Annotated in this window: 18 protein-coding genes; 6 read left to right on the plus strand and 12 right to left on the minus strand. The window is 65.6% G+C overall.

Annotation, left to right across the window (positions count from 1 at the left end):
- Nucleotides 1-12: 12 nt before the first annotated feature.
- The 5 genes from ACODSP_RS02890 to ACODSP_RS02910 all read right to left on the minus strand — a co-directional run bounded on the left by ACODSP_RS02890 (nt 13) and on the right by ACODSP_RS02910 (nt 4665).
- Nucleotides 13-1170 (minus strand): ABC transporter permease, encoded by a 1158-nt coding sequence (locus tag ACODSP_RS02890; RefSeq protein WP_488964128.1) that lies wholly within the window; start codon nt 1168-1170, stop codon nt 13-15.
- Nucleotides 1167-1853, minus strand: coding sequence for an ABC transporter ATP-binding protein (locus ACODSP_RS02895; RefSeq protein ID WP_488964129.1), 687 nt, complete (start codon nt 1851-1853; stop codon nt 1167-1169). The genes ACODSP_RS02890 and ACODSP_RS02895 overlap by 4 nt, the downstream gene beginning before the upstream one ends.
- A gap of 57 nt (nt 1854-1910) precedes the next feature.
- Nucleotides 1911-2993, minus strand: coding sequence for an efflux RND transporter periplasmic adaptor subunit (locus ACODSP_RS02900; protein WP_488964130.1), 1083 nt, complete (start codon nt 2991-2993; stop codon nt 1911-1913).
- Nucleotides 2994-3259: 266 nt separating this feature from the next.
- Nucleotides 3260-3718 carry a GNAT family N-acetyltransferase gene (locus ACODSP_RS02905; RefSeq protein ID WP_488964131.1) on the minus strand — a complete coding sequence of 153 codons (459 nt, stop codon included), beginning with the start codon at nt 3716-3718 and terminating at the stop codon, nt 3260-3262.
- Between the two features lie 215 nt (nt 3719-3933).
- Nucleotides 3934-4665, minus strand: a complete 732-nt coding sequence (locus ACODSP_RS02910) for a proteasome-type protease (protein WP_054166648.1) — start codon at nt 4663-4665, stop codon at nt 3934-3936.
- 328 nt (nt 4666-4993) lie between these two features.
- Here ACODSP_RS02910 and ACODSP_RS02915 point away from each other — a divergent pair, with 328 nt between their 5' ends.
- Nucleotides 4994-5845 carry a phasin family protein gene (locus ACODSP_RS02915; RefSeq protein WP_488964132.1) on the plus strand — a complete coding sequence of 284 codons (852 nt, stop codon included), beginning with the start codon at nt 4994-4996 and terminating at the stop codon, nt 5843-5845.
- 200 nt (nt 5846-6045) lie between these two features.
- Here the strand turns inward: ACODSP_RS02915 and ACODSP_RS02920 are convergent, their stop codons facing one another.
- Together ACODSP_RS02920 and ACODSP_RS02925 are read right to left on the minus strand one after the other, a co-directional pair.
- Nucleotides 6046-6642 (minus strand): class I SAM-dependent methyltransferase, encoded by a 597-nt coding sequence (locus ACODSP_RS02920; protein ID WP_488964133.1) that lies wholly within the window; start codon nt 6640-6642, stop codon nt 6046-6048.
- A gap of 113 nt (nt 6643-6755) precedes the next feature.
- Nucleotides 6756-8672, minus strand: coding sequence for an ABC-F family ATP-binding cassette domain-containing protein (locus ACODSP_RS02925; protein ID WP_488964134.1), 1917 nt, complete (start codon nt 8670-8672; stop codon nt 6756-6758).
- A gap of 139 nt (nt 8673-8811) precedes the next feature.
- On the opposite strand from ACODSP_RS02925, the gene ndk reads away from it, so the two are divergent.
- Nucleotides 8812-9234 carry a nucleoside-diphosphate kinase gene (ndk, locus tag ACODSP_RS02930; RefSeq protein ID WP_054166643.1) on the plus strand — a complete coding sequence of 141 codons (423 nt, stop codon included), beginning with the start codon at nt 8812-8814 and terminating at the stop codon, nt 9232-9234.
- 126 nt (nt 9235-9360) lie between these two features.
- A complete protein-coding gene (locus ACODSP_RS02935) occupies nt 9361-9663 on the plus strand; it encodes a nucleotidyltransferase family protein (RefSeq protein ID WP_488964135.1) in 303 nt (100 codons plus the stop codon).
- Between the two features lie 189 nt (nt 9664-9852).
- On the opposite strand, the gene rnd is transcribed toward ACODSP_RS02935, so the two are convergent.
- Complete coding sequence (gene rnd / locus ACODSP_RS02940) at nt 9853-11004, minus strand: ribonuclease D (protein WP_488964136.1); 1152 nt, start codon at nt 11002-11004, stop codon at nt 9853-9855.
- Nucleotides 11005-11233: 229 nt separating this feature from the next.
- On the opposite strand from rnd, the gene aspS reads away from it, so the two are divergent.
- Entirely contained in the window at nt 11234-13051 is a 1818-nt protein-coding gene (gene aspS / locus ACODSP_RS02945) for an aspartate--tRNA ligase (RefSeq protein WP_488964137.1), read from the plus strand.
- Between the two features lie 78 nt (nt 13052-13129).
- On the opposite strand, the gene ACODSP_RS02950 is transcribed toward aspS, so the two are convergent.
- Genes ACODSP_RS02950 through ACODSP_RS02965 form a run of 4 tightly spaced genes read right to left on the minus strand, consistent with a single transcriptional unit; the run spans nt 13130 to nt 16593 of the window.
- Nucleotides 13130-13648, minus strand: a complete 519-nt coding sequence (locus ACODSP_RS02950) for a SixA phosphatase family protein (protein WP_488964138.1) — start codon at nt 13646-13648, stop codon at nt 13130-13132.
- Entirely contained in the window at nt 13645-14655 is a 1011-nt protein-coding gene (xerD, locus tag ACODSP_RS02955) for a site-specific tyrosine recombinase XerD (protein WP_488964139.1), read from the minus strand. The genes ACODSP_RS02950 and xerD overlap by 4 nt, the downstream gene beginning before the upstream one ends.
- Before the next feature lie 5 nt (nt 14656-14660).
- The gene (locus ACODSP_RS02960) at nt 14661-16433 is read right to left on the minus strand and encodes a hypothetical protein (RefSeq protein WP_488964140.1); all 1773 of its coding nucleotides are present in this window, start codon (nt 16431-16433) and stop codon (nt 14661-14663) included.
- Nucleotides 16417-16593: a hypothetical protein gene (locus tag ACODSP_RS02965; protein ID WP_488964141.1), complete on the minus strand. Its 177-nt coding sequence runs from the start codon at nt 16591-16593 to the stop codon at nt 16417-16419. Before ACODSP_RS02965 ends, ACODSP_RS02960 begins: the two co-directional genes overlap by 17 nt.
- Before the next feature lie 220 nt (nt 16594-16813).
- On the opposite strand from ACODSP_RS02965, the gene ACODSP_RS02970 reads away from it, so the two are divergent.
- Both ACODSP_RS02970 and aroB read left to right on the plus strand, forming a co-directional pair.
- Nucleotides 16814-17371, plus strand: coding sequence for a shikimate kinase (locus ACODSP_RS02970; RefSeq protein WP_488964142.1), 558 nt, complete (start codon nt 16814-16816; stop codon nt 17369-17371).
- A gap of 26 nt (nt 17372-17397) precedes the next feature.
- Entirely contained in the window at nt 17398-18519 is a 1122-nt protein-coding gene (gene aroB / locus ACODSP_RS02975; RefSeq protein ID WP_488964143.1) for a 3-dehydroquinate synthase, read from the plus strand.
- The last annotated feature ends 263 nt before the right edge of the window (nt 18520-18782 follow it).

The raw sequence follows: 18782 nt of genomic DNA on the forward strand, positions 1-18782 counted from the left end.
TGCCCCCTGTCCTTACTGCCGACCGAGCGCGGTCACGATATTCAGCCGCAGCGCGTTCCAGGCCGGAATGATCCCGGTCAGAAGGCCCAGGGCCAGCATGATGGCGATGCCCAGCGCCACGAAGTCCGACGACAGGGCCAGACCCGGAAAACCCACCGCCTTGCGCATCAGATGCAGCAGCAGGGCGGACACGCCCAGGGCCGGAAGACCGCCCAGCAGCGACAGCATCAGCGATTCGCCCAGCACTATCTTGAAGATACGGCCCGACGGGAAGCCCAGCGTCTTCATCACGCCGATCTCCTTGGTCCGTTCGCGTACCGCCATGACCATGGTGTTGCCCACGATCATCAGGATGGTGATGAAGGCCGCCCCCACCACCAGCGTCACGATCAGCGTGATATTGCCCAGCTGACCCACGAAGGCCTGATTGAAGGCCTTCTCCGTGTCGGTCGCCGTTTCGGCAGGCGAGTTGGCGAACATCTCGTCAATCGCCTTCGACACGGCGGTATTCTGGGCCTTGTCAGCCGTTTCGATGACGATCCAGCCCACCGTATCCTGGCCAAAGGTCACCGATTCGTTGAAATAGGCGTGGTGGAAGAAGGTGACGTTGGTGCCCGCATCCTCCCGCGCCGGTTCCAGGATGCCGACAATGGTGAAATCCCAGGTCTGCTTGCCGGTATTCTTGTTGGTGTAGATGTTGGAAGAGAGCGGGATGCGGTCACCCAGTTTCCAGCCCTGCTGATCCGCCGTCTTGCGCCCGACCAGCAGGCCCGTGCGGTCGGTCATGAAGGCCGCACGCTCTTCCGGTGTCAGGGTGAATTCGCTGGCAAAGACATCCAGATAGAATTCCGGGTCTATGGCGAAGGTCACGACCTGGTTCTTGCCATCCTGGTAATAGCCGCCGAACCAGTTGGCATAGGTGGCGCGGGCCACCCCGTTCACCGCGCGGATACGCTCCACATAGGCGACGGGCAGGGGCTGGGTGAAGTTGATCTTGTTGATGGTGACCAGCCGGTTTTCACCGGCCCCGCCACCAATGCTGTTGAAGCCGTTCTGCACACCGGCCAGCACGCCGAAGATCAGGAAGGCGAAGAAGATCGCCACCAGCATCAGGATCGCGCGCAGTTTCCGGCTGAACAGATTGGCCAGGATCAAGGAGAAATCGGTCATGCGGCCACCTGTTCGACGAAGCGGCCCTTGTCCAGATGCAGGACGCGGTTTGCATAGCGCGCGGCCTCCGGGTCATGGGTGACCATGATGATGGTCTTACCCATTTCCTTGTTCAGAAGCTGGAGCATGGACAGAATCTCGTCCGCCGTCTTGCGATCCAGATCGCCTGTCGGCTCGTCACAGAGCAGCATCTTGGGGTCGGCCACGATGGCCCGCGCGATGGCCACGCGCTGCTGCTGACCACCCGACATTTCGCGGGGGAAATGCTTGGCCCGTTCGGCCAAGCCCACGATACTCAGGGCTGTTTCCACCCGGCGCTTGCGTTCACCGCCCCCCAAGCTCGTCAGCAGCAGGGGCAGTTCGACATTGCGGGCGGCGTTCAGGGCCGGCATCAGATTGTAGAACTGGAAGATGAAGCCGACATTGGCGGCCCGCCAGGCCGACAACTGCCCCTCGCTCATCTGGTCCAGGCGTTGCCCCGCAAAGGTGATGCTGCCGGCGGTGGCGCGGTCGATGCCGCCCAGCAGGTTCAGCAGCGTGGTCTTGCCTGAACCGGAGGGACCCATGATGGCGATGAAGTCGCCCGCCTCGATGGTCATGTCCAGATGGTCGAAGATGGTGATGGTCTCACGCCCCTTCACGAAGCGCTTGGCCCCACCCTGGATGCTGATCAGTGACGTCATGGTATTCCCCCCGTTGCCGGCCATTCCCGAAGCCGGTTGAATATCGATGAAACAGGTTCAGTTGCCCGCCGGACGCGCGTCCAGGAAAGTGACCTTGGCCCCCATGTCGGGCAGCACGCGGCCATCGCGCTGCTCCAGCTTGATGCGCACCTTGATGGTCGCCTTGTCGCGGTTGGCGCGCGGGACCACGGCGATGACGCTGGACGGGATTTTCCAGTCGGGATAGGCGTCCAGCACCGCCTCCACCTTCTGGCCGCTGCGGACGCGGCCGATATTGGCCTCGTTCACGTCCACCTCCACCTCCAGGCTGTCCATATCGACCAGGGTGCAGACGCCGGTACGGGTAAAGCCGCCCGACGACATCGGGGAGATGATCTCTCCCGGCTGCGCATTCTTGTCGATCACGACGCCGTTGAAGGGCGCACGCACGATATGGCGGTCGACCGTTTCCGTCTGCCGGGCCACGGAAATGCGCGCCACCTCCAGGTCGGCCCTAGCCCCCTTCAACTGGGCGCGCAGGGTTTCGGCGCGGGCTTGGGCGCGGGTCAGTTCCGCTTCGGAGACGTTTGATGCCTTCGACAGGGACGCGGTGCGGGCCAGAATGCGCTCGGCGTCGCGAAGGTCGGCGGACAGCCCCTCGATCTGCGCCTGGGCAGAGGCGACGCGCGCCTTGGAGAGGTCCAGATCGATGCCGGCCAGCGTGGCGTCCAGGCGGGCCAGTTCCTGGCCCTTGGTCACCACCATGCCCTCATCGACCAGCACATCCTGCACCCGGCCCGTGATTTCGGCGGAAACCGTGGCCGTGCGCCGCGCCACGATATAGCCCGATGCCACCAGCGTGTTGGTGGGGCGCGGTGCGGCCACAGGGGTGGCCGGTGTGGCGGCGGCGGCACCACCGCTGGCGGGTGCCGTGGCCTGCGCGCCCGATGCTGCCACCTTGGCCGGGGCGGCGGCTTCCTTACCCCCCAGAAGGGCCGGACCATAGACGCCACCTGCAACGCCCAGGGCCAGCAGGGCCACAACGCCCACCCCCTTGGCCCAGCCCGGCAGACCGGATCGGGGCGGGGCCATCCCCGCCGCCGGCATATCCGCCGGGCGGTCGATGGTCAGGGAGCGCAGCAGGTCACGTTTATCTGTCATCGTTGTTTTCCGTCCAGCATCCAGACATTCCCCGCCGGCATGCGGCGTGGGGATAAGGGTGGGGCGGCTTGGATATCGGTAAAGGGGGCGGTCTTTTCACGGTCGATTACGCGAAACGGGTTCGCGGCTTCGTGAAACGGACCGGCCCGCCGGACAAGGCCCCCCCCGACCCTTCCGGCGGGCAGCAGCCTAACATGGTTACCGCGCGAACCAAAGGGGAACGACAGCGCTGTCGAAAATCATCGACACTGACGGAAGGGATACGATCAGGGCTTCATCTTGACCGTGTACTGCACCATCTGGTCGGGACCGCCGGCGACGCTGTCATAAAGGGCGCGGGCCGGTTCGTTGCCCCTGCCCGTGGTCCAATAGACGCGGGCCCACTGGTTCTCCTCCGCCATGGCGATGATACGCTTCAGCATGGCGCCCCCCACGCCACGCCGGCGGTGGCTGGCGGCCACGAACATGTCGGCCAGATTGCAGAAGGGGCGCAGGGTCCAGGCATTGTCATGCAGGACCAGATGGCAGAAACCAATGCCGTTGCCCTGTTCGTCACGGGCGATCAGCCCCCGCATGGAAGATGCGGGGTCCAGCAGCCGGGCCCAGATGACATCCGTGGTCACTGGCTGAACAATGACATCATACCGTGTCTGATAGGTGGCCCAGTTACGGCGCCAGCCTTCTTCGTCCTGCGAAGTGGGGGGAACGATGGTGAAATCCGTCACGGCCACGGACTCCCGTTAACTATATCTATGGTGGCAAACTACGCTTTCGGCGTGTTCAGGTTCAAGCTTTATGCACGCCCCTGGCGTGGCCCGCCATCTGATTGCGCTGTCGGGCACTGACCCGCACATGCACGTATGCAGGCCTTTGACGGCCCCGCCCGCCCCGCCCCTGTCGGTGACCGGCGGCGGGGCGGGGGTGCGGGCGAATCGGCTGCTTATTTCTGATCGGGCAGCAGCGTGTCCATCCAGGGGCCGTTGGGCAGACGGTTGGCCAGATCGGTGATGTGCTTGTTCCACCAATGACGCTGTTCGACCAGATGATCATAGTCGAACTGATCCTCCCGCCATTTGCGGTCGGACGGGTGGTAGGTCAGCACATCAATAGGATAGCCGACATCGGCGGAGGAATAGCGCGTGCTGTCGAAGGACAGATAGGCCAGTTTCAGCGCCATCGTCATGGTCGTGTCATGCTTCAGCGCGCGGTCCAGGATCGGCTTGCCATAGGTGGTGGCGCCGATGGACAGATAGGGCGTGCGCTCATCCACCTCGATCCAATTGCCCTCTGGATAGATCAGGAACATGGTCGGTTCCTCATCCTTGGACAGTTGGCCGCCGATGATGGCATGAAGGTTGAACTTCAGGTTCGACGCTTCCAGCGCCTCCTTGTCCTCCTTGGCGACCGTGCGCAGGCAGCGGGCAAAGGCGTTGGCCGCGTCCAGCATGGTGGGAAACGGCTTGGCCTTCTTGTCCGCCATTTCCCGGCGCAGATAGGCCAGCGTCTTGTCCCGGACGGAGCGCAGGCCCGACGTCATGACGAAGAACTGTTCCTTGCCATTCTTCATCAAGGTGACCTTGCGCGCCGCCGTCACCTGGGTGCCGGCGGTGATGCGGCCATCGGCCAGGGCGATCAGCCCGTCCTTGATCTTGATGCCGAGACAATAGGTCATGGGCCAGTGGCTCCGGGTGCGATGCGGAAGGGGCGGCATCCTGTCATGCTCAACCGGGCCGCGAAACCAAAAAGCGTACATCCCCGCCGCGACGGGAAGGCATGCAGGCAGCAGGCGGGAAACCTATCCGAATGGACAACCGACACTTTTGTTGCACTGCACAAAAGTGCCTTGACTCTTCTCCATCGTGCCGATATATCTATCCCCATGCTGCATTGCAGCACGTCCAGGTCCGGGCCGGCAGGTCCGCATCGGGATGACAAGGCGGCGACCGGTGCCGGGGCTGCACCAGCGGACCGGCAACGACAGAGCGCGAAGGAGATAGCATATGGCAACCCGCACGCCGAAGGGGCCCGTGGCTGGCACGACGCTGAAGAAAGTCGTTGCGAAGCCTGCGGTGGTTCCGCCGGTTGAAAAGATTGTGACGGCCCCCGTGGCCGCTGAACCCGCACCGGCCCCGGCGGTCGCGCATGCGGTGGAGGAGGTGAAGACCGCCCCCGCCGAACCCGCGCCGACGCCCGTGGCCGCTGCTGTGGCCCCCACCCAGGCCCCGCCTGTCGCCCCCCCTGTGGCCGTTGAGGCTCCGGTGGTGGTCAAGGCGCCCGAGGCACCGGCCCCCAAGGCCGTGGTCAAGCCGGTGGCGCCCAGCCCAGTGAAACCGGCGGCTCCCAAGGCCGCTGCTGCCCCCGCCCCGATCCCGGAAGCGGTGTCAGCGCCCGAACCCGCCGCGCCCGCGGCAAAAGAACCCGCCGCCCCTGCGGCAAAAGAAGTTGTCCAGGCTGTCGCCTATACCCAGGAAAAGGTGGAAAAGATGAGCAAGCAGGTTTTCGCCACGTTCGAAGATGTCGTTGGCTTCCAGAAGGAGAATGTGGAGGCAATCGTTGCTTCCTCCACGATCCTGACCAAGGGCTTTGAAGCCCTGTCGAAGGAAATCGCCGCCTTCACCCAGGCCCAGTATGAGCAGTCGGTCGCGACCACCAAGGCCCTGTTCGCCGTGAAGTCGGTGAAGGAACTGGTCGACCTGCAGACCGAATTCGCCAAGTCCTCCTTCGACGCCATCGTCGCCGAGGCCACCAAGGTCTCCGAAGCCGGCATCAAGGTCGCCAACCAGGCCGCCGAGCCGATCACCGCCCGCGTCAACGCGACGGTCGAAAAGCTGTCGAAGCTGAAGGCCGCCTGATCAGGCGCCTGACAGGCTTTGAGTTTGCGAACGGGGTGTCGGAAACGGCACCCCGTTTTGCGTTTTGCAGGCCGGTTGTTTCCACCTGATCCGTTGCGCCGCGGATTACGCTGCGCTAATCCGCGCTACAACCGACCGGTCGGCATTGACAATCGTAGCGTGGATTAGGCGTTAGTCGTAATCCGTGGAGCAACGCCCGCCTATTCCCGCCAGAACCGCCAGACGCTGGCCGGCGGGATATTGGCGATGGTGAAGCCGACGCGGCGGCCCTTCAGGCTCAGCGCCCGGCGCTTTACCGGTGAGCGGGCGGAATAGGTGTAGGAATAGAAGGCGCTGCCCGGCGGCATGATGTCGAAGATGGCATCCACGATGCGCCCCTGATCCTCCGCCGGGATCAGGATCATGGGCAGGCAGACCAGGACCGTGCCCACCTTGCCCTTCACATCATCGGGCAGCATGGCGCGGATATCGGCCACATCGCCTTCCAGCACATGAATGCCGGGATAATGCCGGCGCAGGTAGTCCGCCAGTTCGGGGTCGCGTTCGACGGTGTAGAGCTTGTCGGCGGGCACACCGGCTTCCAGGATGGCGCGGGTTACCGAACCGGTGCCGCCGCCGAATTCCACCACCACCTCGTCCGGTCCGCGTGTGATCTGTTCGGCCATCAGGCGCGACAGGGATGGGGCCGACGGGGTGATGGACGCCATGCTCAGCGGATTGGCCAGCCAGCGCTTGAAGAACAGCCAGGCGGCGCTGGCGTCTTGATGCGTGCGGACCGTGGCGTGGCGATGGATCATTCTGTCAACCTGACGGTGATACCGGCAACAGACATGGCATGCCCATTGCCGCAATGCAACGACCGCCCCGTGACAAGCCTGGGATGTCTCGCCGCACCTCACTGTATGTGGGCTTAGGGCGCGCCCGCCGCCAGCGCCGTTTCCATCTGTTCGGACAGGTCCAGCCATTCCATTTCCACGCCTTCCAGGTCGTTGGCAACGGCGCCCAGCTCGATCTGCAATTTGGCGACCTTGTCCGACGGGCCTTCATAGAGCTTGGGGTCGGCCAGTTTGGCCTCCAACTCCGTCTTGCGCTTGGTCAGGGTGGCCATCTTCTTTTCAAGCGCCTCGATCTGCCGGCGCAGGGGGGCCAGTTGCTGACGCAACTCTGCCGCTGCCCGGCGTTCGTCCTTGCGCGCATCGCGCCCGCCGGACTTGTCGGCGGAAGCACCCCCGCCCACACCGGCGGCTGCCGCCCGCTCCGCCCGGCTTTTCTCCAGCAGCAGGCGCTTGTAATCGTCCAGGTCGCCCTCGAACGGCTTGCAGGTGCCGTCATTGACCAGCCACAGCCGGTCGGCGGTCAGTTCCACCAGATAAGGGTCGTGGCTGATGACGATGACGGCCCCTTCATATTCGTTCAGCGCCTCGACCAGCGCCTCGCGGCTGTCGATATCCAGATGGTTGGTCGGTTCGTCCAGCATCAGGATATGCGGTGCGTCGCGCGTCATCATGGCCAGCAGCAGCTTGGCCTTTTCCCCGCCCGACAGGCTGCTGATCTTGGTATCGGCCTTGGGCTGGGTAAAGCCGAAGCGGCCCAGATGCGACCGCGCCTGCCCCTCCAGCGTGCCCGCCGGCATCACCGACTGCATCTGCTGCAGCGCGGTCCAACCCAGGTTCAGTTCGTCCGACTGATGCTGTGCGAAATAGCCGACGCGCAGCTTGCTTGAGCGGAACATCTCCCCGCCCATGGTGCCCAGGCGCCCGGCCAGCAGCTTGACCAGCGTTGACTTGCCGTTGCCGTTGGCGCCCAAGAGCGCGATGCGGTCATCGGCATCGATACGCAGACCCAGCTTGCGAAGCACCACCCGGTCGCCATAACCGACGGAGACATCGTCCAGCCGGATCAGTGGCGGGGCCAGTTCGTCGGGCGAGGGGAAATTGAAATTGACGGGCGTGTCGTCAATAACCTGGATGCGCGGGCCCAGCCGTTCGATGGCCTTCAGCTTCGACTGCGCCTGGGTCGCCTTGCTGGCCTTGGCGCGGAACCGGTCCACGAAGGCCTGCAAATGCGCGCGCTGGGCGTCCTGTTTGACGGCCTGGGCCTTGGCATGCTCCATCCGCATGGTGCGGACCTGCACGAACTGATCGTAATTGCCGCCATAGGCGGTCAGCTTCAACTGGTCCAGATGCACGATGCTGGTCGGCACGCGGTTCAGCAGGCCACGATCATGGCTGACGATCAGCATGGTGTGCGGGTAGTTGCGTAAGTATTCCTCCAGCCACAGGGTCGCTTCCAGATCCAGATGGTTGGTCGGCTCGTCCAGCAGCAGCAGGTCGGGTTCGGCAAACAGCACACCGGCCAGCGCCACACGCATGCGCCAGCCGCCGGAGAAATCCGAACAGGGGCGGCGCTGTGCATCGGCATCAAAACCCAGGCCCGACAGGATGCGCGCGGCCCGCGCCTCTGCCGAATGGGCCTGGATATCGGACAGGCGGTGATGGATTTCCGCGATGCGCAACGGATCGGTCGCAATCTCCGCCTCCGCCAGCAGGGCGGTGCGTTCGGTATCGGCGGCCAGCACGGCGTCGATCAGCGACATCTCGCTGCCCGGCGCTTCCTGCTTGACCCAGCCCATCTTCAGGCCGGTGGGCAGGGTGATGGACCCGGCATCGCCCTGCACCTCGCCCGCGATCAGGCGCAGCAGGGTGGATTTGCCCGTGCCGTTGCGGCCCACCAGCGCCACACGATGGCCGGCGGGGATGGTGACGGAGGCCTGATCCAGCAACAGGCGGCCGGCGATGCGATAGGTGAGGTCGGTGATCTGCAGCATGATGCCCGCCCTGTAGCATAAAGCCGGGTGGCGCAGAAGCGGGACGCATACATGGCCCGCCGGATTCGGCGTTGCGGCGCGGAAACACCCCCTGTATAAGCCGCCGCAGTTTCAAGCCTTATGTCTTATGGAGATACCCATGGCTGTCGAACGGACGCTGTCGATCGTCAAGCCCGACGCGACCCGCCGCAACCTGACCGGCAAGATCAATGCCCGCTTCGAAGAAGCCGGCCTGCGCATCGTTGCCCAGAAGCGCGTCTGGCTGTCCAAGCAGCAGGCCGAGCAGTTCTATGACGTTCACCGCGAGCGTCCGTTCTTCGGCGAGCTGGTGTCCTTCATGATCTCCGGCCCGGTCGTCGTGCAGGTTCTGGAAGGTGAGAACGCCGTGGCTCGCAACCGCGAGATCATGGGCGCCACCAACCCGGCCAACGCCGCCGCCGGCACGATCCGCAAGGACTTCGCCGAGAGCATCGAGGCGAACTCCGTCCATGGCTCCGACAGCCTGGACAACGCCAAGATCGAGATCGCCTACTTCTTCGCCGGTACCGAGATCGTCGGCTGATCCAGCCACGGTTGACGGTTCCGACAGGAACACGCATCTGAAGAAAGCCGCCGGGGGAAACCTCGGCGGTTTTTCTTTTGGGGTGAATGCCTATATGCTGTCCGGGTCATGCAAGGGATCAGACCCATGGCCGACACATTGAACGAGGTGGTGACAAGGATCAGGGACCGCGCGGACGATTTGCGCCGGCGCGGCATCCGTCATCTGTCGGTCTTCGGTTCAGTTGCGCGGGGTGAGGATCGGGCCGACAGCGACGTTGATATCGCCATCGACATCGACCCCAACCGTTCCTTCTCCTTGATCCGTATGGAAGATACGCGGCTGATGCTGGAAGGGCTGTTGGGGCGACCGGTGGACCTGGGCGAAATCGACAGCTTCCGCCCGCCCGTTCGCGCCGCGTTTGAGCAGCAGCATGTGCGGGTGTTTTAGATCGTCATTCTTCAGACTTGAATCGCACTTTTCTTCGTCATCCCGGCGAAAGCCGGGACCCAGGGGCCACAGGATCAAACCTATACGCCGCGTCGATCATCGCTGCCGACAGGTCGGGCATTTGGCCCCTGGGTCCCGGCTTTCGCCGGGATGACGGATGATGTAATCCGACAGGCTACCAGCCCACCCTCACCCCAGATCGACGATCTTCACCTTCTTGCCGGCGATGGCCAGGGCCAGCTTGCCCTGCTTCAACCGCAGGGCGGCGTCGCCGAACAGGTCGCGGCGCCAGCCTTTCAGGGCATCGACATCGGCCTTGTCGTCGCCGGCGATGGCTTCCAGGTCGGCAGCGTTGGCGACAAGGCGGCTGGCCACGTCATTATCGTCGCAGACCATTTTCAGCAGCACCCGCAGCAGCTCCACAATGGGGGCGATGCCGGGGGCCGGCTCCGCACGCGGTTCGGCGCGCGGCAGGGCGCTGTCGGGGATGGCCTGGGCCGTCTTGATGGCGGCCAGGATTTCCGTGCCGTAACGGCCCTGCGCCATGCCGACGCCCAGCCCGCGCGTGCGGCCCAGATCATCGATATTGGTGGGGGCATGGGCGGCGATTTCCATCAGCGCCTCATCCCGCAGCACGCGGTTGCGCGGCAGGTTTTTGCGCTGCGCCTCCCGCTCCCGCCAGGCGGCAACCTCTTTCAGGATGGCCAGGAAGCGCGGCTTCTCGGTACGGACCTTGAGGCGCTTCCAGGCATCCTCCGGCTCCGTGCGGTATGTGGCGGCATCGGTGAGGATGGCCATTTCGTCGGCCAGCCAGCCTTCGCGCCCCGTGCGGGTCAGCTTGGCGCGGATCTTCTCATAGGCCGGGCGTAGATGCGTGACGTCGGACAGGGCGTAATGCAGCTGCCTGTCGGTCAGGGGCCGGTGCGACCAGTCGGTGAAACGGCTGGATTTGTCGATGCGGGCCGGCGTCAGCTTGGTGATCAGCGTCTCATACCCGACCGAGTCGCCAAAGCCGCAGACCATGGCCGCGACCTGCGTGTCGAACAGCGGGGCCGGCACCTGACCCGTCAGATTGACGAAGATTTCCAGGTCCTGGCGGGCCGCATGGAATACCTTCAGCACCTTCGGGTCGGCCAGCAGCTCATACAGCGGCGACAGGTCGATGCCGGGGGCAAGCGGGTCGATGGCGGCGGCCTCATCCGGGCCGGCCACCTGAACCAAGCACAGTTCGGGCCAGTAGGTTTTTTCCCGCATGAATTCCGTATCGACGGTGACGTACTCGGCGTCACGGACACGGGCGATGAAGGCGGACAGGGCGTCGGTGGTGGTGATCAGGCTCATGGCCGGATGTGATACATCAGGCCATCGCCGCTGTCGAATGCGGATATCCGTCGGGCCGGCATGCAAAGACCCGTTTTCCGGGCCTAAATCCCGGCGATGCCGGGGCTGTCCCGCGCTTGCCGGCCTTGACAAGCCATGCCCGTCCGGTGTGGTGTGCGCTCTTCGTGCCGGAGGCTTTGCCGCCGGTGTCCCCTTTCTGTTGCCTGTTCGCATCTGGGATCGATCCGCCATGCACGCCTATCGCTCGCATAATTGTGGCCAACTCCGCCTGGACCATGCCGGTCAGACCGTCCGCCTGTCCGGCTGGATCAACCGCAAGCGCGACCATGGGCAGTTGCTGTTCGTCGATCTGCGCGACCATTTCGGCATCACACAGCTGGTCGTCGATACCTCCTCGCCGCATTTCAAGGTGCTGGAAGGTCTGCGCCTGGAATCGGTGGTGACCATCACGGGTGAAGTGGTGGCCCGCACGGGCGAGACGATCAACGAGAACCTGCCCACCGGCCATATCGAGGTGGTGGTGCGCGACGTGTCGGTGCAGTCGGCCGCCGATCCGCTGCCCTTGCAGGTCAATAGCGAGCAGGATGCCGGCGAGGAACTGCGCCTGCGTTACCGCTTCCTGGACCTGCGCCGCGAGAAGATGCAGAAGAACATCCTTCTGCGCTCCAACGTCATCGCGTCGGCCCGCCGCCGCATGATCGAGCAGGGTTTCGTGGAATTCCAGACCCCGATCCTGACGGCCAGCAGCCCGGAGGGTGCGCGCGACTTCCTGGTGCCGAGCCGTAACCATCCCGGCAAGTTCTACGCCCTGCCGCAGGCGCCGCAGCAGTTCAAGCAGCTGCTGATGGTGTCGGGCTTTGACCGGTACTTCCAGATTGCGCCCTGCTTCCGTGACGAGGACAGCCGCGCCGACCGTTCGCCGGGTGAGTTCTACCAGCTCGATTTCGAGATGAGCTTCGTCACCCAGGAAGACGTGTTCGCCGCCATCGAGCCGGTGATCCACGGCATCTTCGAGGAATTCAGCGGTTTCACGGGTACCAAGCGGGCCGTGTCCCCGTATCCGTTCGTGCGCATCCCGTACGCTGAATCCATGCTGAAATACGGCAATGACAAGCCGGACCTGCGCAACCCGCTGCTGATCACCGACGTGACGGAAGTGTTCAAGCGCGATGATGTGGAGTTCAAGGCCTTCAAGGGCGTGATCGAGAAGGGCGGCGTCGTCCGCGCCATCCGCGCGCCGTCGGTCAGCGACCGTCCGCGCAGCTTCTTCGACAAGCTGAACGACTGGGCCCGTGGCCTGGGCGCGCCGGGCCTGGGCTATATCCTGTTCGAAGCGGCGGGCGGCAAGGGCCCCATCGCCAAGTTCGTGCCGGAAGCCGCACAGGCAGCCCTGCGTGAACTGGTCGGTCTGAAGGATGGCGACGCGGTGTTCTTCGTCTGCGATCAGGTCGGCCCTGCCGCCAAGCTGGCCGGTCTGGCCCGCACCAAGATTGCCGAGGAATTGGACCTGATCGAGAAGGACACCTACAAGTTCTGCTGGATCGTCGATTTCCCGATGTTCGAATATGACGAAGAGCGCAAGAAGGTCGATTTCAGCCACAACCCGTTCTCCATGCCGCAGGGCGGACTGGACGCGCTGTTGAATCAGGACCCGCTGACCATCAACGCCTATCAGTACGACATCGTCTGTAACGGTGTGGAACTGTCGTCCGGTGCGATCCGCAATCACAAGCCGGAGATCATGTACAAGGCGTTCGAGATCGCCGGCTACCCGCCGGAGGTTCTGGAAGCCAAGTTCGGTGGCATGCTGTCGGCCTTCAAGCTGGGCGCCCCGCCGCACGGTGGTTCGGCCCCCGGTATCGACCGCATGGTCATGCTGCTGGCCGACGAGCCGAACATCCGCGAGGTCATCGTCTTCCCGCTGAACCAGCGCGCCGAAGATCTGCTGATGCAGGCCCCCAACGCCACCACCCCGGACCGGCTGAAGGAACTGCACATCAAGCTGGACCTGCCCAAGCCGAAGATCACGACGGCGGACCCCGCCTGAGAATGAAAAAGCCCGCCTCCAACGAGGCGGGCTTTTTTGTTTCGTAGGTCATGGTTGGTAGCGCGGATTTCGTGTGTGTTACTCCATCAAGGGGCACGCACTCTCCACCCCATATCGCTCAATCCGCAGCGTCTTCTCCGCCACGTTCCAGCGGTACAGCCGGTCAAAGGCGCATTCGGGCAGGTCGGGGATGGTGGGGCCGCCCAGGGCCTTGATGATGGCGGGCACCGTATTGGAATGGCCGACCACCAAGGCCACCTGACCTGGTTTCAGGGTCGCCAGCTTTTCCGCCGTCATGCGGATATGCGTCGGCATATCGCCGGGCGGGATGGGCACCACCTCCGGCGTCACGCCCGCCTGGGCCGCCGCGGGTGCTGCGGTGTCGCGGGTGCGGCGGGCGGGGCTGGTCAGGATCAGGGTGGGCGGGGTGGCGCGCAGCAGGCTGGCCAGGGCCTGGGCGCGGGCCTGTCCGTCGGGGGTCAGGCCGGGATCAGCCTCGGTCGATTTCTCCGCATGGCGGACCAAGACCACCTCTTGCGCCAGGGATGGCAGGGCCAGGGCGACGGTCAGGGCCAGTGCGGCGACGAGACGGATCATGCCTTTGCCTTTCGTTTGGCCGATAAGGGGTGATGCTGTTCCACCGCCTGTTTCAGGCGCTCGCCCACGACATGGGTGTAAATCTGCGTCGTGCCGATATCGGCATGGCCCAGCATCTTCTGTACCGAGCGCAGGTCGGCCCCATGGTCCAGAAGGTGGGTGGCGAAGCAATGGCGCAGGACATGGGGGCTGACCTTGGCGGGGTCCAGCCCGGCGCGGATGGCCAGTTCCTTCAGCAATTGTCCGAACCGCTGCCGCGTCAGGACACCGGCGGTGGCGCGCGAGGGGAAGAGATAGGCCTGCTGCTTGCCCTCCCGCCCCTTGGTCATGAAATAGGGCCGGTCGGGCAGATAGGCCGCGATGGCGTCGCGGGCCGGGGCCGACAGGGGCACCAGCCGTTCCTTACCGCCCTTGCCACGCACAATCAGGGCGCGGGTATCGCGGGTCAGGGCGCTCATGGGCAGGCCCACCAGTTCCGACACGCGCAGGCCCGTGGCGTACAAAACCTCCAGCAGGGCATTCAGCCGCCGTCCCTCCGGCGCGCCCAGCGCTGCCGCTGCCGTCAGCATGGCCGCCACATCACTTTCTGACAGGATTTTCGGCAGGGACCGGCCCTGTTTGGGCGTATCCAGAACGCTGGCCGGGTCTTCGGCCCTGTGCCCTTCCGACACCAGGAACTTGTAATATTGGCGCAGGGCCGACAGGCGGCGGGCCACGGTCTTGGCGGCAGATGCATCCTTGATGCGGGCGGCGGCCAGATGCTCCAGATATGCCCGCAAATCATCGCTGCTGGCCTGATCCAGGCTGGGCCGCTTGGCCTGTGTCAGGAACGACGCCACATCCGTCAGGTCGCGGCGATAGGCATCGCGCGTGTTGGGGCTGGCGGCGCGTTCGGCCACCATCATGTCCAGAAAGGCATCGACCCAGGGCGGCGGCGGGGCGGGGGCCTTGCGGGGCCGGCCCGGCCGTGCCTTTGCCGCCCCTGCTGTGGCCGCTGCCCCCGCCATCCTGGTCACGCCCCCGGCCGCAGCAGGCCGGCAATCGCCTCCGCCCCGATCTGGCGGGCCTGTTCGGACAGGCCGGCGCGGGTCAGATCGGTCAGGATGGCGGCGAGGTCGAAGGCCGGCGTGCCCACGGCCCCGTCACTGCCCAGCGCCGTAACGGCGTCCAGCAGAACCGCCCCCTTCACCTGACCCGGCGGGGCGCCGCCATCGGCCAGCGGCGGCAGCGGCGCATCCTTGCCGCCATGCAGGGCGGTCAGCAGGATCAGCACCTCTTCCGCCTTGTCGCGCGCGGTATCGCCGCCCAGGTCGCGGACCCAGCGGGCGCGGTCAAAGTCCGTCTCCCGCAGCAATCCATGGGCGGCGGCCAGCGGCCAGAGCCGGGCGAAGGCCCCTTCATCCTTCGACGCGTTGAAATCATCGCGCGCCAGATTGATCCAGGGGCCGGCGGCGGTGGCCTCCCCCTGCAACAGATGCAGGCGGGCCACCAGCGGCGCGATGGAGGCGAAACCGACCGTCAGGCGGAACTGCCGCGCCTCCTCCAGCAGCAGGGCGCCGTAAGCGCCCGCCTGCTGTTCGGTGGAACTGGCCAGCATCGCCACCTTGAACAGCCCGGCCTTGGCGGCGGGCGTCGGTTCGGCGCGCAGGGCCCGCAGCAACTGTGCCCGCAGCAGCGGCGTCGGCTTCTTGGCGGCGGCGATGGTCAGGGCCTTGGGATCGGCATCGGCCACCGCCTCATAGACCGACAGCAGGCCGGGACCGTCCAGCCCGCCCAGCGCCACGGCGCGTTCGGCGGCGGCCAGACGCTGCGGCACTGGCAGGGTAGCAAGCCGCGCCAAGGCGGCCAGCGGGCCGGGGCCGGCGATTTTGGTTTCCGGCGGGAAGGGCCGGCCCGATACCAGGATCAAGGCCAACTGCGTGGGCGTGGGTTCCAGAACGCCCTTCACGGGCGTTTTCACCGCGTTGGCGGCCCCTTCGGCCAGACGGGCGAACAGGTCGTCCTTGTCGCCCTGTTCGCGCATCAGGTCCAGGCCCAGAAAGACGCCATCCATCTGTCCATTGGCGATCTGACAGACGATCTGCCATTTCTGCCAGACGGGATGCTGGAACCGCGACAGCAGGCCCGGCACCTGATCACAGGCCGATTGCCGGTCACCCGCGAAGAAACGCATCTCCAGCCAGGCCAGCGCCGCCCCTTCATCCTCCAGAACGGCGGGGGCGACATTGCGCAGGGCATCGGCCCCGTCGGCATCGCCGATGCGCAGCAGCGCCTCGGTCCGCAGGGCCGCGAAATTCCGGGTCTTTTCCCCCGCACCCAAGCCGTCCGCACTGGTCAGCAGCAGGCTGCTGGTCATGGCGCGCAGTGCGGGGCTGGTCAGGCCGGCGGGGATGCCGGCCACCAGCGCCTCCACATCGGCGCGCGGCAGCCCGTGCCAGAGATCGGGCGGCAGGCCGCCATTGTCGGGGCCCAGGGTACCGGCCAGTTCCGGGTCCTGCGCCTTCAATTCCTCCACCATCACGCCCTTGGGTGAGCGGGCGTCGGCGGTGGGAGCCGCCGCTGCATCCGGGCTGGCGGCGGCATCCGTGCCGACCACATCGGGTGCGGGCGCCGGGTCCGTGGCGGGTGCCGGCGGGAACAGGGAGACAGGGGCGCCTGTGGGGATCGAGGGCACGGGCTCCGCCTGCTGCGCCAGCGCGGTGCCGGCCAGCAGCGTCAGGCCCAGGGCCGCAATTCCACCCAGGGGGCCACCCAGCCGGCGGTGCCGGTTACTTGAAACGGTCATTCGGGATCACCCGTTCCACCGGCTGCGAGGGGGCAGGCAGATCGACGCTGGCCAGCACGGCGAAACCGCCGACACCGACAAGCACAACGACCAGCAGCAGAATCTTCACCAGCATGCTCATGGAAAACAGGTCCCGAACCAGAATGACAGACAGTCGCATGGATAGAGGGTCCAGCCATGCGTCGGTGACCAGTGCCGGCTCCGCTTTTCCCTTGGCTCCCAGGGTTGGGTGACCCCACCCCCTCGTGCTATGGAAACGTCCGTTCCGGTGGCCTTGACCCGCACCATAGCGCCCGCGCCATGGGCTGGCAATCACGCCACCATCCGCCATCCCGGTTGTCCCCCGTCTGGGTATGCCGGCAAGCTGGACCTTGGAGCCCATGTCCGTGACGGTGCTGCCCATCCCCAAGACACTGGTGCTGATCGGCCTGATGGGGGCCGGCAAGACCAGTATCGGCAAGCGCCTGGCCGCCAAGCTGGGCCTGCCCTTCGTCGATGCCGATCACGAGATCGAGCGGGCCGCCGGCTGTACCATTCAGGAAATCTTTGACCGGTTCGGGGAAGCGGGCTTTCGCGACGGCGAACGCCGCGTCATCAGCCGGCTGCTGGATCAGCCGGTGCAGGTCCTGTCCACGGGCGGCGGCGCCTTCATGGATGAGGCGACGCGCCAGACCATCCGCGACCATGGCATCTCCATCTGGCTGCGCGCCGATCTGGATCTGCTGGTTCACCGTACCGCCCGGCGTGACCACCGGCCCCTGCTGCGCCAGGGTGATCCGCGCGTGGTTCTGGGCCGGCTGATGGATGTCCGCTATCCCGTCTATGCCCAGGCCGACCTGACCGTGGACAGCGACGACAGCCCGCCCGACGTCACCACCGACCGCGTCATCGTTGCCCTTCGCCAGTGGCTGGGCGATGCCGACAGCAGCGCCGCCTGACCGCCCGACAGCATCCGGAACCGACCATGACCCGCCCGAGCACCATCGTCCCCGTCGCCCTGGGTGACCGTTCCTATGACATCCATATAGGGCCGGGCCTGATCCGCAATGCCGGCACCCTGATCCGCGATGCGGTGGGCAACCGCCCGCTGGTGGTGCTGACCGACAGTGCCGTGGCCGACCTGCACCTGTCCCCCCTGCTGGACAGTCTGCGCGCCGCCGGGGCCAGGGTCATGGACCCGATCGTGGTGCCGTCGGGCGAGGCCAGCAAGGACATGGAGAAGCTGGGCGCGGTGATGGACGCCCTGCTGTCGCGCGGGATCGAGCGCAAGACGGTGCTGGTGGCGCTGGGCGGCGGGGTCGTGGGCGATCTGGGCGGCTTCGCGGCGGCCATCGCCCTGCGTGGCATCGACTTCGTCCAGGTGCCGACCACGCTGCTGTCCCAGGTGGACAGTTCCGTGGGCGGCAAGACCGGCATCAACAGCCGTCATGGCAAGAACCTGATCGGCGCCTTCCACCAGCCGCGTCTGGTCCTGGCCGATACCGACAGCCTGAAGACCCTGCCGAAGCGGGAAGTGTTGGCCGGTTATGCCGAGGTGGTGAAGTATGGCCTGATCGACCGTCCGGATTTCTTCACCTGGCTGGAAACCAACGGCAAGGCGCTGGTCGATGGCGACGATGCCCTGCTGACCGAGGCAATCCGGGTTTCGTGCGATGCCAAGGCCGATATCGTGGCCAAGGATGAACGCGAAGGCGGCCTGCGCGAGTTGCTGAACCTGGGCCACACGTTCGGCCATGCGCTGGAGGCGGAGGCCGGGTATGGCACGGCCTTGCTGCATGGCGAGTCGGTGGCCATTGGCATGGTCATGGCCTTTGACCTGTCGGTGCGCATGGGCCTGTGCCCCGCTGCCGATCTGGCGCGGGCGAAGGCGCATCTGTCGTCGGTCGGTCTGCCGGTGTCGGCGGCCCATCTGGGTGGTGGTGCCTGGACAGCGGAAAAGCTGGCGGCGCACATGGCCAAGGACAAGAAGGTCAAGGATGGCCGCGTCACCTTCATCCTGGCGCGCGGTATCGGCAAGGCCTTCCGCTGTGCCGATGTGGCGCTGGAGGATGTGAAGGCGGTTCTGGCGGCCTCGCTGGTGGGGTAAGGCGGGGGCGTCGCTCCCTCACCCTCCCAAACGCTTGCGCGTTCGGGCCCCTCCCTCTCCCGCAGGCGGGCGAGGGGCTAAAAATTCAGCCCTCGCCCATAAAGGTGGGAGAGGGAGGGGCCCAAGCCGGGAGGCTTGGGAGGGTGAGGGCGACATGCTCTCCTGCGCCTTCCACAGACCCGCTCTCTATGCTGGGTTGGTTTTGCCAAGCCGTTGGTTTACCTTCACCCATCGGTCCAGGGCGGGACCCACCATTCCGGGGT

It is taken from the genome of Niveispirillum sp. FG156 (genome assembly GCF_057809555.1).

Bases quoted from the DNA above. Each gene is read 5' to 3' on its own strand.
- ACODSP_RS02890 (WP_488964128.1), bottom strand. From the start codon at position 1,170: ATGACCGATTTCTCCTTGATCCTGGCCAATCTGTTCAGCCGGAAACTG.
- ACODSP_RS02895 (WP_488964129.1), bottom strand. From the start codon at position 1,853: ATGACGTCACTGATCAGCATCCAGGGTGGGGCCAAGCGCTTCGTGAAG.
- ACODSP_RS02900 (WP_488964130.1), bottom strand. From the start codon at position 2,993: ATGACAGATAAACGTGACCTGCTGCGCTCCCTGACCATCGACCGCCCG.
- ACODSP_RS02910 (WP_054166648.1), bottom strand. From the start codon at position 4,665: ATGACCTATTGTCTCGGCATCAAGATCAAGGACGGGCTGATCGCCCTG.
- ACODSP_RS02915 (WP_488964132.1), top strand. From the start codon at position 4,994: ATGGCAACCCGCACGCCGAAGGGGCCCGTGGCTGGCACGACGCTGAAG.
- ACODSP_RS02920 (WP_488964133.1), bottom strand. From the start codon at position 6,642: ATGATCCATCGCCACGCCACGGTCCGCACGCATCAAGACGCCAGCGCC.
- ACODSP_RS02925 (WP_488964134.1), bottom strand. From the start codon at position 8,672: ATGCTGCAGATCACCGACCTCACCTATCGCATCGCCGGCCGCCTGTTG.
- ndk (WP_054166643.1), top strand. From the start codon at position 8,812: ATGGCTGTCGAACGGACGCTGTCGATCGTCAAGCCCGACGCGACCCGC.
- ACODSP_RS02935 (WP_488964135.1), top strand. From the start codon at position 9,361: ATGGCCGACACATTGAACGAGGTGGTGACAAGGATCAGGGACCGCGCG.
- rnd (WP_488964136.1), bottom strand. From the start codon at position 11,004: ATGAGCCTGATCACCACCACCGACGCCCTGTCCGCCTTCATCGCCCGT.
- aspS (WP_488964137.1), top strand. From the start codon at position 11,234: ATGCACGCCTATCGCTCGCATAATTGTGGCCAACTCCGCCTGGACCAT.
- ACODSP_RS02950 (WP_488964138.1), bottom strand. From the start codon at position 13,648: ATGATCCGTCTCGTCGCCGCACTGGCCCTGACCGTCGCCCTGGCCCTG.
- xerD (WP_488964139.1), bottom strand. From the start codon at position 14,655: ATGGCGGGGGCAGCGGCCACAGCAGGGGCGGCAAAGGCACGGCCGGGC.
- ACODSP_RS02960 (WP_488964140.1), bottom strand. From the start codon at position 16,433: ATGACCGTTTCAAGTAACCGGCACCGCCGGCTGGGTGGCCCCCTGGGT.
- ACODSP_RS02965 (WP_488964141.1), bottom strand. From the start codon at position 16,593: ATGCGACTGTCTGTCATTCTGGTTCGGGACCTGTTTTCCATGAGCATG.
- ACODSP_RS02970 (WP_488964142.1), top strand. From the start codon at position 16,814: ATGTCCGTGACGGTGCTGCCCATCCCCAAGACACTGGTGCTGATCGGC.
- aroB (WP_488964143.1), top strand. From the start codon at position 17,398: ATGACCCGCCCGAGCACCATCGTCCCCGTCGCCCTGGGTGACCGTTCC.